The following is a 12963-nucleotide window of genomic DNA, read 5'->3' as shown; positions in this document are numbered from 1 at the left end:
CCCCCCGCCCCCCCCGTGTCGATCATGGAGTTGTGGTGGTGGACGTAATGCTCTTGCGGGGTTAAAACGCCCACCACAAGTCCATGATCGACGCGGGTCGGCGGCGACGGCGGGTGTCTGGTGCCGGACAGTCCGGCCGGTCGATCCACGCGGAAAACGGGCGGGTCGGACCTCGGCCGAGGGTCCGCCATCGTCACAGTGACCCGCTTCGAGCCCTACCCACGGTGTACGGTGGCGCCGTCCGGCAGTGCCGAGCGCGGCGGGGCGGGAGTTGGCCGCCGCGTGGAGGCGGTTTGCCGCCCGCGAAACCCGAAACGCGGGCGGCGCGTTACGTTGGACATCCGGATCGCCGGTGCGACGGCGGGGTCGAGAGCGGTCGCTGTCCGGGCGCCGGCAGGCCACGAGCAGGAGTGAGGTCGGGGAGAGACGTGCCGAGTAACGCTGGAACCACCCGTCTGGTCATCGTCGAGTCACCGGCGAAGGCCAAGACGATCTCGGGCTACCTCGGCCCGGGGTACGTCGTGGAGGCCAGCTTCGGTCACGTCCGCGACCTGCCGCGCAACGCCGCCGACGTGCCGGCCAAGTTCAAGGGCGAGTCCTGGGCCCGCCTCGGGGTGGACGTCGACAACGGCTTCCACGCGCTCTACGTCGTCTCCGCCGACCGCAAGCAGCAGATCAGCAAGCTGATGAAGCTGTCCAAGGAGGTCGACGAGATCTTCCTGGCGACGGATGAGGACCGCGAGGGCGAGGCGATCGCCTGGCACCTGGTGGAGACGCTCAAGCCCAAGGTGCCGGTCAAGCGGATGGTCTTCCACGAGATCACCAAGCCGGCGATCCAGGCGGCGGTGGCCAACCCCCGCGAGATCGACCGGGATCTGGTCGACGCCCAGGAGGCCCGACGGATCCTCGACCGGCTCTACGGCTACGAAGTCTCCCCGGTGCTGTGGAAGAAGGTCATGCCGAGGCTGTCGGCGGGCCGCGTCCAGTCCGTGGCGACCCGGATCGTGGTCGAGCGGGAACGGCAGCGGATGGCCTTCCGCACCGCCGAGTACTGGGACATCCTGGCCACCCTCGCGGTGACCAACGCCGGCGAGGGGCCGCGCACCTTCAACGCCACCCTGATCGCCCTCAACGGTGACCGGATCGCCACCGGCAAGGACTTCGAGCCCACCACGGGCCGCGTCCGGGCCGGCGCGGGTGTCGTCCACCTGGACGAGGGCGGGGCCCGTGGTCTCGCGGCCCGGCTCGACGGGCGGCCGTTCACGGTCACCCGGGTCGAGGAGAAGCCGTACCGCCGCCGCCCGTACGCGCCGTTCATCACCTCCACCCTCCAACAGGAGGCGGCCCGCAAGCTGCGCCTGTCCTCGCAGCAGACGATGCGCACCGCGCAGCGGCTCTACGAGAACGGCTACATCACCTATATGCGTACCGACTCGGTCAACCTGTCGGAGACCGCCATCTCGGCGGCCCGCCGGCAGATCGTCGAGCTGTACGGCGAGCGCAGTGTGCCGCCGGAGCCGCGCCGCTACACCGGCAAGGTGAAGAACGCGCAGGAGGCGCACGAGGCGATCCGCCCGGCGGGGGACAACTTCCGTACCCCGGGCGAGGTGGCCAAGGAGTTGTCGGCCGAGGAGTTCAAGCTCTACGAGCTGATCTGGCGGCGGACCATCGCCTCGCAGATGACCGACGCGGTCGGCTCCAGCGTGTCGGTGCGCATCCGCGCGGTCTCCACCTCGCAGGAGGAGGCCGACTTCGGCGCGACCGGCAAGACCATCACCGACCCGGGCTTCCTGCGCGCGTACGTCGAGTCCAGCGACGACGAGAACGCCGAGGCCGAGGACGCCGAGCGTCGGCTGCCGACCCTGGTCAAGGACCAGCCGCTGACCGCCGACGAGCTGGCCGCGCAGGGGCACCACACCCAGCCCCCGTCGCGTTACACCGAAGCGTCGCTGGTCAAGGCCCTGGAAGAGCTGGGCATCGGCCGCCCGTCCACCTACGCGTCGATCATGCAGACGATCCAGGACCGGGGGTACGTCACCAAGCGCGGCCAGGCGATGATCCCGACGTTCCTGGCCTTCGCGGTGATCGGTCTGATGGAGCGGCACTACCCCCGCCTCATCGACTACGACTTCACCGCCACCATGGAGAACGAGCTGGACGAGATCGCCGGCGGTGACCACGCCGCGGTCGACTTCCTCACCGCGTTCTACTTCGGCAGCGCCAACGGCGCCGGCGATCAGGACATCGCCCGTTCCGGCGGGCTGAAGAAGCTGGTCACCGAGAACCTCAGCGACATCGACGCCCGCAGCGTCAACTCCATCCCGCTCTTCACCGACGACGACGGCCGTGAGGTCGTCGTGCGGGTCGGCCGGTACGGGCCGTACCTGCAGCGGGAGCTGCCCGGCGGCGAGCAGCCGACTCCGGCCGCCTCGGGTGAGGGCGAGGAGGGTGGCACCCAGGGCGACCGGGCGCCGATCCCCGAGGGCCTGGCCCCGGATGAGCTGACCCCGGAGAAGGTGCACGAGCTGTTCCTCGGCGGCGGGGGTGAGCGCAAGCTCGGCGACGACCCCGCGACCGGCGAGCCGATCGTGCTCAAGTCCGGCCGGTTCGGCCCGTACGTGTCCAGCGGTGAGCGCAAGTCGTCGCTGCTGCGGACGCAGACTCCGGACTCGCTGACCCTGGAGGACGCGCTCAAGCTGCTCAGCCTGCCCCGGCTGGTCGGTGTCGCGCCGGACGGCGTCGAGGTGTTCGCGAACAACGGCCGCTACGGTCCGTACGTGAAGCGGGGCGAGGAGTTCCGCTCGCTGGAGTCCGAAGAGCAGATGTTCACCGTCGGCCTGGACGAGGCGCTGGCCCTGCTGGCCGCCCCGAAGACCCGTGGCCGGCGTGCCGCCGCACCGCCGCTGCGCGAGATGGGCGCCGACCCGGCGACCGAGAAGCCGCTGGTGATCAAGGACGGCCGCTTCGGCCCGTACGTCACCGACGGGGAGTTCAACGCGTCGCTGCGGCGCGGGCAGACCCCGGAGGCGCTGACCCTCGAGGAAGCCTCCGAGATGCTCGCCGAGAAGCGGGCCAAGGGTCCGGCGCCGCGGAAGAAGGCGGCGGCGAAGAAGGCTCCGGCGAAGAAGGCCACGGCGGCGAAGAAGGCCACGGCCACCAAGAAGACGGCCGCCGCCAGCAAGTCCACGGTCGCGAAGAAGACGACGACGGCCAAGGCGACCACGGCGAAGAAGGCCCCGGCGAAGAAGGCCGCCCCCCGCAAGGCCGCGTCCAGCACGGAGTAACTTGGCTCTAACGAGATCTTGGTACGTGAGCGCCCCTGGAGGGACCGTCTCGTACCAAGATCTACAGGAGTCCGTCAGGCGCCGAGGACGTGGGTCAGGTGGGGGTTGGTGAAGACCCGGTTCGGGTCGAGGCGGTCGCGGACGGCCTGGAAGTCCGCGAAGCGGGGGTACGTCGCCGCCAGCGAGGCGGCGTCGCGGTAGTGCAGCTTGCCCCAGTGCGGGCGGCCGCCCAGCCCGGCGGCGACCTCCTCGAAGGCCCGGAAGTAGGGCTCGTACGGGGTGCCGACGTACTGGTGCACGGCGATGTACGCGTTGTCCCGGCCGTAGCCGTGCGAGAGCCAGATGTCGTCGGCGGCGGTGAAGCGCACCTCGACCGGGAAGAGCACCTTGAACGGCAGCCCCGCCACGATCCGTTGGAGCGCGGCGAGCGCCTCGGGTAGCGCCTCGCGGGGCAGCCCGTACTCCATCTCGACGAAGCGGACCCGGCGCGGGGTGCAGAAGACCCGGTCGGAGCGGCCGGTGTAGTGGCGTTCGGTGAGCGCTCGGGCGGACACGGCGCTGATTTTCGGGGCGAGCGCCGGCACCGCCCGGCCGAGGCGGCAGGCGCCGCCGAAGGCGGTGTTGGACAGGAAGTCGTCGTCCAGCCAGCCGCGCCAGCGGGGTAGTGGCCGGTCGTTGGCGGGTACCCGGTTGTTGGTCTTGACCTGGACCCGGGCCGTGTAGGGGAACCAGTAGAACTCGACGTGGTCGTGGCCGTCGATCAGCGCGGGCAGGTCGCCGAGCACGTCGGCCAGGGCGGCGGGGCGTTCGTGGGCGTGCAGCACGAACGCGTCCACGCAGCGCAGGGTCACCTCCATCAGGACGCCGAGGGTGCCGAGGGACACCCGGGCGGCGGCGAGGACGTCGGGGTGTTCGTCCGCCGAGCAGCGCAGCACCTCGCCGGTGCCGGTGACCAGGGTGAGGGCCTCGACGAAGGTGGACAGGCAGCCGTAGCCGGCGCCGGTGCCGTGGGTGCCGGTGGAGATCGCCCCGGCGACGGTCTGCGCGTCGATGTCGCCGAGGTTGGGCAGCGCCAGGCCGTGCCGGGCGAGCAGGCCGTTGAGCGCGTGCAGGGTCATTCCCGCCGGCACGGTGACCAGTCGGCGCTCGACGTCGACGCTGACGGTGGTGGCCAGTTCGGAGAGGTCCATGCGTCGGTCGTCGGCGAGCGCGACGGCGGTGAACGAGTGGCCGCTGCCGGCCACCCGGATGCGGTGGCCGGTCGCCGCGGCGTCGAGGACGGCTTCGGTGACGTCGTCCGGCGAGGCGGGGCGCAGGATCGCGGTGGCGCTGCCACGCTGGTTACCGGCCCAGTTGGACCAGCGGGCGGTGAGCGGTGCCGTGCCGACCATGCGCACTCCCCATTCATGAATATGAACTTACTTCATATCAGGAACGTTGTACCTGGTAAATACCGCAATCGAGGCCCGCTCGTTGTACCGGTAGTCACGGACTCGTGACGTGTAGATATGTTCATCCGTCGAAGGGGGGTGGCGCCGAGTGTCCACACCAGCCGCCACGACCGGGCCGCTGCGCCGCGTACCGGTGCAGGGTCGAAGTGTCGCGCGGGTACAGCGCATGTTGGATGCCTGCGCCGAACTCGTCGACGAGGTGGGGTACGAGGGGCTGACCACCACCCTGCTCGCCGAGCGCGCCGAGGTGGCGATCGGGTCGGTCTACCAGTTCTTCCCGGACAAGCGGGCGATCGTGCAGGCGTTGACCCTGCGCACGATGGAGTCCTACCTACAGCGGCTCGACGAGCGGTTCGCCTCCGACGAGATGACGCACTGGTGGGACGGCGTCGACGCGGGCATCGACGAGTACATCACGATGCACCGCACCGTCCCCGGCTTCCGTACCCTGCACTTCGGCGACGTGGTCGACCTGCACCTGCTCGACGAGCAGCGCGACAACAACGGCGTGATCGCCGACCAGTTGGCCCGCGTGCTCACCGAGCGGTTCGGTCTCACCGACGTGCCGAAGCTGCGCTTCGTGCTGGAGATCGCCGTGGAGGCGGCGGACGCGCTGATCAAGCTCGCGTTCCGGCGGAAGTCCGACGGTGACGAGCGGGTGCTGCTCGAGGCGAAGGCGCTGATCCGGGAGTACCTGCACCGGCAGGTCGACGGCCGGGACAGCGACCGGGCCGCCGACCAGCAGGCCGAGGCGGCGCAACCCGCCTGACCCCGGTGCCCGAGGCGGTGGTCTCAGAGAAAGGCCCGCCCCTCGCCCCGGTAGGTGGGCACGGTCGCCACGACCGCGTCCCCCTCGATGAGGTACAGCTCGTTGACCCGTTCGCACAGCTCGCCGGCCTTGGCGTGCCGGAACCACACCCGGTCGCCGATGCGCAGGGTGGCCGCCGCCGGGCCGGCCAGCGGGGTCTGCACCTCGCCGGCTCCCTCGGTGCCGACGAGCTTCAGGCCGGCCGGCAGCCACGGTCGGGGCAGCCGGCTGTCCGCGGCCGGACCGGAGGCGATCCAACCGCCGCCGAGCACGGTCGCCAGCTCCGGCGTTGGCCGGCGGACCACCGCGCAGGCGAAGAACGCCGCCGGGGTGGGCCGCCAGGCACGGTAGGCGTCGAACAGCGCCGGCCCGTACAGGCCCGATCCCGCGGTGACCTCGGTGACCGCGGGATCGGCGCTGGTCGCCGCCACGCTGCCGGTGCCGCCGCCGTTGACGAACTCCAGGTCGGCGTGCTCGCGTACCGCGGCCACCGCCGCGCCCCGCCGGGCCAGCAACTCGCGGTACGACCCGCGCTGGGCCAGCCTGATCGCGCCGGCCAGCAGCGTCTGCCCAGGCGGCGCGTCGCCCAGGCCGGCGATCTGCGCCTCGTACGACATGAGCCCGACCAGCCGGAAGCCGGCGCGGCCGGCGACGGTGGCGGCGAGCGCGCCGGCCGCCCGGGCGCTGTGCACCGGTGAGCGGCGGACGCCGACGTGCACCCGCCCGCGCAGCGGTCGCCAGGAGGCGTCCAGATCGAGGCAGAGCCGTAGCTCGGCGCGCTGCCCGGGGGCCCGGACGGCGTCGATGAGGTCGAGCTGCCCGGTGCCGTCGATCATCAGGGTGATCGCGGCGGCCAGTGACTCCTCGGCCGCCAGTTCGGCGAGTGCCGCCCGGTCCGCGGTCGGGTACGCGACCAGCACGTCGTCGCTCACGCCGGCGCGGACCAGCCAGATCGCCTCGGGCAGGGTGAACGCCATCACGCCCCGCCAACCGGGCCGGGCGAGCGCCCGGTCGATCAGTTCCCGGCTGCGGACCGACTTGCTGGCCAGGCGGACCGGTTTGCCGGCGGCGCGGTCGGCCAGGGCGGCCGAGTTGGCGTCGAACGCGGTGAGGTCGACCACGGCGTACGGCGGGTCGAGGTGGGCCGTTGCCCGGTCCAGGCGCTCGCGAAGTTTGTCGCTTTCGATAGCCACGTCTGCACGCTAACTGTCCGACGATGAATGCGAAATACCCTCGCGTCCGGCCGGGCTGCGGGCGGTACCTTCGGCGGCCTAGGCTCAGCGAGCAGGAGAATGTCGCCGGTGGGGCGGCCCCCACCGGGTCTAGAGTGTTCCACCGGGGGTGCCCAGCGATGGGCCGGCACGTGGAGGTACGGCCATCGAAAGCCAGAACAGCGGCGAGTCGTCCGGCGTGTCGCGCTCGGGCGACCAGTCGGGCAACGCCGCCAACCAGCCCAGCACCGGCCAGGTCGATCCGTCCGGCTACGCCGCGATCCGCTCGGTCCTGCGCATCCGGCCGTTCCGCCGGCTCTGGATCGTGCTCGGCGCGGCCTCCTTCGGTGACTGGCTCGGCCTGCTGGCCACCTCGGTCTTCGCCGCCTCCCAGGTCCAGGGCAACACCGCGAAGGGCGCGGCATTCGGCGGTGTGATCGCCATCCGGCTGCTCCCGGCCCTGGTGCTCGGGCCGATCGCCGGCGTGCTCGCCGACCGGTTCGACCGCCGCTGGACGATGGTCATCTGCGACCTGCTCCGGTTCGTGCTCTTCGCCTCGATCCCGATGGTGGCCCTGGCCGGCGTCAGCGGCGGAGTGGTGGTCCTGTGGGCCACCGTCGCGACCTTCCTGATCGAGTCGATCACCCTGATCTGGATTCCGGCCAAGGAGGCCGCGGTCCCCAACCTGATCCCGCGCGCCCGGCTGGAGGCGGCCAACCAGCTCACGCTGATCACCACGTACGGCCTGACCCCGGTGCTCGCCGCGGCCGTCAGCGCCGGCCTGGACCGCAGCGTCCGGGGCATCACCGGGGGCGAATTCCCGAACTGGGCCGAACCGGCCCAGCTGGCGCTCTGGTTCAACGCCTTCTCCCGACTGGCCACCGCCCTGGTCGTCGCCTTCGGGATCAAGGAGATCAGCCAGGGGCAGACCGCCGAGGGCGACCGCACCGAGCAGAGCATGCTGCGCCAGTTCAAGGAGGGCTGGCAGTTCATCGGCCAGACCCCGCTGGTCCGCGGCCTGGTCCTCGGCATCCTGGGCGCGTTCGCCGGTGGCGGCATCGTGATCGGCACCGCGAAGTTCTTCGCCAGCTCGCTGGGCGCCGGTGACGCCGCGTTCTCGCTGCTCTTCGGTGCCATCTTCGTCGGCCTGGCGCTCGGCATCGGGCTCGGCCCGATGATCGTCAAGGAGATGTCCCGGCGCCGTTGGTTCGGCATGAGCATCGTGCTGGCAAGCGCCGCCGTGATGACCCTCTCCTTCGCCATCCACCTGTCCATGGCGATCGTCGGCGCGGTGCTGGTCGGCGCCGGCGCCGGCATGGCCTTCCTGGCCGGCACCACCCTGCTCGGCGGTGAGATCAAGGACGAGGTCCGCGGCCGGGTCTTCGCCGTCGTGCAGATCGGCACCCGGCTGGTGCTGATCCTCGCCATCGCGCTGAGCAGCCTGCTCGCCGGTGTCGGTGGCTCGCGCAAGCTGGAGATCGCCGACCTGGGCCTGTCCATCTCCTCGACCCGACTGCTCCTGCTCGCCGCCGGCGCCGCCGGCATCTTCGCCGGGATCAGCGCGTTCGGGCAGATGGACGACAAGAAGGGCGTACCCGTCCTCGCCGACCTCTGGGGCTCCATCCGGGGCCGCCCGCTGATGCCGGCCGAGCCGTTCGTCTCCGCCGGGCTCTTCGTGGTCTTCGAGGGCGGCGAGGGCGCCGGGAAGTCCACCCAGCTCTCCGCGCTCGCCGAGCGGCTGAGCGCCCACGGGCGCGACGTCGTGGTCACCCGCGAGCCGGGGGCCACCGGGGTCGGCCGGCGGATCCGGTCGCTGGTGCTGGACACCTCCGGCGACGAGGCGCCGTCACCCCGCGCGGAGGCGCTGCTCTACGCCGCCGACCGGGCGCACCACGTCGCCACCGTCGTGCGGCCCGCGCTGGTCCGGGGTGGCGTGGTGATCAGCGACCGGTACGTCGACTCGTCCCTGGCGTACCAGGGCGCCGGCCGGACGCTGCCCGTCGACGAGGTCTCCTGGCTCTCCTCCTGGGCCACCGGTGGGCTCAAGCCCGACCTGGTGGTGCTGCTGGACGTCGAGCCACGCACCGGCCTGTCCCGGGTCGCCTCGCGCAACACCGGCACCGACCGCCTGGAGGCCGAGTCGGTCGCCTTCCACGAGCGCGTCCGGTACGCCTTCCTCGACCTCGCCGCCGCCGACCCGAAGCGCTACCTGGTGCTCGACGCGTCCCGGCCGGCCGACGAGATCACCGGGCAGGTGGTCCGGCGTGTCGAGGAGATGCTCGGCAAGCCCGGCGGCATCGTGCACCCCCGCCCGGCGCAGGGCCCGGACACCTCGGTGCAGCCGGAGTTATCCGACGCGGAGCTGGTGACGATGGAGCACAAGACCTGATGCCGGACGTCTTCGCCGACCTCGTCGGTCAGGACGAGGCGGTGACCGAGCTGCGCCGGGCCGCCGCCGCGGCAGCGGCCGTGCTGCGGGCCGGCGTCGCCGACCGGGAGCCCGCGCTGATCGCCGCCGGCCCGGCCAGCGGCGCCGCTCCCGACGGGGTGGATCCTTCCGCCGGGATGACCCACGCCTGGATCTTCACCGGGCCGCCGGGCTCCGGCCGCTCCGTCGCCGCGCGGGCCTTCGCCGCCGCACTCCAGTGCACGTACGGCACCGGCTGCGGCGAGTGCCCCGGCTGCCACACCACGATGGGCGGCACCCACGCCGACGTGCGGATGGTGGTGCCGGAAGGGCTCTCCATCGGCGTCGGCGAGATGCGCGCACTGGTGCTCCGCGCGGCCAGCACCCCGTCCGGCGGGCGCTGGCAGGTGGTGGTCATCGAGGATGCCGACCGGCTCACCGAGGCGGCCGGCAACGCGCTGCTCAAGGCCATCGAGGAGCCTCCGCCGCGTACGGTGTTCCTGCTCTGCGCACCGTCCACCCACCCCGATGACGTCTCGGTGACCATCCGGTCGCGCTGTCGGGTCGTACCCCTGCGGCAGCCGCCGGCCACCGCGGTGGCCGAGGTGCTGGTCCGTCGGGACGGCATCGCGCCCGACGTGGCGCAGTGGGCGGCGGCGGCCGCGCAGGGGCACGTGGGTCGGGCCCGGCGGCTGGCCCGCGACCCGGAGGCCCGCAATCGGCGCGAGGCGGTGCTCGCCGTGCCCCGCCGACTGACCGGTGTCGGTGCGGCGTTCGACGCGGCGTCCGCGCTGATCGAGGCGGCCGAGGCGGAGGCCGAGGCGTTGGTCGCCGAATCCGACACGGCCGAGCGGACGGCACTGGAGACCGCGCTCGGCGCGGGCGGCACCGGCCGGGGTGCGGCCGGTGCGATGCGGGGTGCCGCCGGTCAGCTCAAGGAGTTGGAGAAGCGGCAGAAGTCGCGGGCCACCCGGGCGCAGCGCGACGCACTGGACCGGGCGCTCGTCGATTTGGCCGGCTTCTACCGGGACGCGCTCACCATGGCGCTGCGCGCCCCGGTCGCCCCGGTGCACACCGACACCGCGGCGCTGGCCGGTGCCGGCGCGCAGAAGTGGGACGCCGAGGGGTCGCTGCGCCGGCTGGAGGCCGTGCTCGCCTGCCGTGCGGCGATCGAGGCGAACGTCAAGCCGCGGATCGCCGTCGAGGCGATGATGCTCGCCCTCTGGAAGGGCTGACCCGCAGCTTCCGGCCGTTGTCCACAGGCATCGACAGGCCCGATTGCCGTGCGGTACGGTCCGGTGTGCCGTGGTGACGGTGACGGCACGCTCAGTGAGGGATCATCCGGGAGGAGTCGGCCGATGCCGCGGGGGGAGATCGACGAGGCCTGGATCGAGGAGGCGGTGCGGCGCTACCGCCGGATCGAGTCACTCCAGGCCGAGTTCGACCAGGCGGTGTCGACCGTCGAGGTCACCGTCCGGTCGCCGGACGGGCTGGTCGAGGTGGTGGTCACCGCCGGTGGGCGGATCACCGGCGTCCGGTTCCTCGGCCCGCTGCACACCCGCAGCCCACGCGACGTGGCCGGCTCCGTGCAGGCCGCGGTCACCGCGGCGGCCGACGCCGCCGAGTGGGCCCGGGAAAAGCTGCACAACGAGACGTTCGCCGCCTACCGACCGCTCGCGGGGGCCTGAGATGGACGCTCTGCGCGCGCTCTCCGCCCGGCTGGACGAGGCGAGCGCCACGCTGGCCGCCCTGTCCCGCACGGTCACCGCCAGCGATCCGGCCCAGGTCGCGTTCGGCGCGGACGCTCCCGGTCGACCCGGTGAGATCGGCCGGGCGCTGCACCGGCAGTGGGCCACCGCCACCGATGACCGGGCACGTGAGGCGCGCGCGGCCGCCGTCCGGCTGGCCGCCGCCGCCTCGGCCGTCCGCGAAGCCGCCGACCGTTACGGCGAGGTCGACCGGGCCGCCCGCCGGCGGATCACCGGGGAGCCGTGATGGACCCACTGGACCGGCTCGCCGAGCCCGGCCTGGACCTGCTGCACCGGGTGGACGCGCTGCTCGCCGCCGGCGTCCCCGAGGGGCACCGCGTCTGGCCGCTGCTGCGCCGCATGCAGGTGCTGCCGGGCGACGCGGTGCGCGGTTTCCTCGACCTCCATCCGACGCCGCTCACCGGCGCCGGGCACGCCGTGCGCCGGCTGGTCCGGGGGTACGACGACGTGTCCGCCGCGCTCACCGACCCGGTGCTGTGGGCGGGGCCGGCCGCCTCGGCGTACGGGCAGGAACGCGCGGCGCTGCTGCGCCACCTCGACGAGGGGCCGGACAGCCTGGTCGGGCGGTTGGAGTCCACCGCCGGGTACGCGGACGCGCTCGCCGACTGGGTGGAGGGCAGCCGCCTCGCCCTGGCCCGGACGCTGGCCGACGTGCTCCGCTCGGCGGAGGCCGTCGCCGTGGTCGCCGCCACCGTCGCGGGTCCACCGCTGCGCCCCGGGCCGATCGGGCCCGGGGTGGCCGACGCGGCCGAGATCGCCGCGCGGGTGCTGGCGGTGCTCTGCGTCGCGTACGACGGTGCCGAGACGCTGCTGCGTCAGTGGGCGCCGAGTCTGGCCGAGTCCGCCTGGCGGCCGCCGGCGGACGGTCGCCCCCGCTACGACCAGCCCACCCGGGTCGGCTGGTAACCCACCCGTCCCGATCCGTCGACGGCCCGGACAGACCACGGCGTCGCTCGCGGACACCCGAGAAGAGCCGGCGCCCACGGCGACGCCGTGGTCTTCCCCCTGCACCCCCCGCAGGTCTGCCTCCACTCAACGCCGCCCGGACGCGTTTGTCCCCTGCCGCGGCCCGGATTCAACCGTCCGGGCCATGAGCAACGGCACGACGGGTCGCCCGGCAATAGGTCAAGTCGACGGTCATGGATGGCAGCGGGGCGTAGCCGGCCGGTGCGCTCTGCGCGCTGGGCCGTCGTAGGGTGGAGGGCATGGGCATGCTCTGCGCGGTCAGCTTCAACCGGTACGGGCGCCTCTACTACCTCGACCCGGGTGAGTTGCGTCCGCAGGTCGGCGACAAGGTGCTCGTGCCGACCGACGACGGGCCCGAGGTGGCCGAGTGCGTCTGGGCGGCGCAGTGGGTCACCGAGGAGACCGACGGCTTTCCCCGGCTGGTGGGGCTGGCCGGGGACGACGACCTGAGTCGGGACGAGGCGTTACGTCGACGCAAGGCCGAGGCCAAGGTGGCCGCGAAGCGGCTGATCCGCGCGCACGGCCTGCCGATGAAGGTGGTGGCCGTCGACCACGTCCTCGGCTCCGCCGAGGGCGGCGGTGAGCGCAGCACCGTCTACTTCACCGCGCCGCACCGGGTCGACTTCCGCTCCCTGGTCCGCGACCTGGGCGCCACCCTGCACTGCCGGGTCGAGCTGCGCCAGCTCTCGGCCCGCGATTCGGCGCGGGTGCAGGGCGGCATCGGCTCGTGTGGCCGTGACCTCTGCTGCGCGACGTTCCTCACCGACTTCGAGCCGGTGACCATCCGGATGGCCAAGGATCAGGATCTGCCGCTCAACCCCCTGCGCATCTCCGGGGCGTGCGGCCGGCTGATGTGCTGCCTGAAGTACGAGCACCCCCTCTACCAGCGCTTCCAGGAGACCGCCCCGGCGGTCGGCAGCCGGGTCTCCACCCCCGAGGGCGACGGCCGGGTCGTCGGCCACAGCGTCCCGCGCGACGCGGTGACGGTCCGCCTGGACGCCGACGGCTCCCGCTGCTCCTGCTCCCGAGCCTCCGTCTGCGCCCCCCGCCAAGCCCACGACCAGCAC

Annotated in this window: 10 protein-coding genes; 8 read left to right on the top strand and 2 right to left on the bottom strand. The window is 72.8% G+C overall.

The window, feature by feature from the left end:
* The first annotated feature begins 428 nt into the window (after window positions 1-428).
* Window positions 429-3284, top strand: a complete 2856-nt coding sequence (gene topA / locus F8271_RS24880; protein ID WP_151492248.1) for a type I DNA topoisomerase — start codon at window positions 429-431, stop codon at window positions 3282-3284.
* A 74-nt stretch (window positions 3285-3358) separates the two neighbouring features.
* On the opposite strand, the gene F8271_RS24875 is transcribed toward topA, so the two are convergent.
* Window positions 3359-4675, bottom strand: coding sequence for a D-arabinono-1,4-lactone oxidase (locus F8271_RS24875; protein ID WP_151492247.1), 1317 nt, complete (start codon window positions 4673-4675; stop codon window positions 3359-3361).
* A gap of 226 nt (window positions 4676-4901) precedes the next feature.
* Between F8271_RS24875 and F8271_RS24870 the strand changes: the two genes are divergently transcribed.
* Window positions 4902-5504, top strand: coding sequence for a TetR/AcrR family transcriptional regulator (locus F8271_RS24870; RefSeq protein ID WP_151492250.1), 603 nt, complete (start codon window positions 4902-4904; stop codon window positions 5502-5504).
* Between the two features lie 23 nt (window positions 5505-5527).
* Here the strand turns inward: F8271_RS24870 and F8271_RS24865 are convergent, their stop codons facing one another.
* Complete coding sequence (locus tag F8271_RS24865; RefSeq protein ID WP_151492246.1) at window positions 5528-6736, bottom strand: amino acid deaminase/aldolase; 1209 nt, start codon at window positions 6734-6736, stop codon at window positions 5528-5530.
* Window positions 6737-7052: 316 nt separating this feature from the next.
* On the opposite strand from F8271_RS24865, the gene tmk reads away from it, so the two are divergent.
* The 6 genes from tmk to F8271_RS24835 all read left to right on the top strand — a co-directional run.
* The gene (gene tmk / locus F8271_RS24860) at window positions 7053-9143 is read left to right on the top strand and encodes a dTMP kinase (protein WP_225854736.1); all 2091 of its coding nucleotides are present in this window, start codon (window positions 7053-7055) and stop codon (window positions 9141-9143) included.
* Window positions 9143-10396: a DNA polymerase III subunit delta' gene (locus F8271_RS24855; RefSeq protein WP_151492245.1), complete on the top strand. Its 1254-nt coding sequence runs from the start codon at window positions 9143-9145 to the stop codon at window positions 10394-10396. Before tmk ends, F8271_RS24855 begins: the two co-directional genes overlap by 1 nt.
* Before the next feature lie 123 nt (window positions 10397-10519).
* On the top strand, window positions 10520-10849 hold the full coding sequence (locus tag F8271_RS24850; RefSeq protein ID WP_151492244.1) for a YbaB/EbfC family nucleoid-associated protein: 330 nt from the start codon (window positions 10520-10522) through the stop codon (window positions 10847-10849).
* Window position 10850: 1 nt separating this feature from the next.
* Window positions 10851-11156: a hypothetical protein gene (locus F8271_RS24845; RefSeq protein WP_151492243.1), complete on the top strand. Its 306-nt coding sequence runs from the start codon at window positions 10851-10853 to the stop codon at window positions 11154-11156.
* Window positions 11156-11836: a hypothetical protein gene (locus F8271_RS24840; protein ID WP_151492242.1), complete on the top strand. Its 681-nt coding sequence runs from the start codon at window positions 11156-11158 to the stop codon at window positions 11834-11836. Before F8271_RS24845 ends, F8271_RS24840 begins: the two co-directional genes overlap by 1 nt.
* Window positions 11837-12135: 299 nt before the next feature.
* On the top strand, window positions 12136-12963 hold an 828-nt coding region (locus F8271_RS24835; protein WP_151492241.1), incomplete at its 3' end, for a regulatory iron-sulfur-containing complex subunit RicT.

Source organism: Micromonospora sp. ALFpr18c, assembly GCF_008868155.1.
GTDB lineage: Bacteria > Actinomycetota > Actinomycetes > Mycobacteriales > Micromonosporaceae > Micromonospora.
Note: the sequence above shows the minus strand (reverse complement) of the source record. Positions and strands in the feature narration are given on the sequence as shown.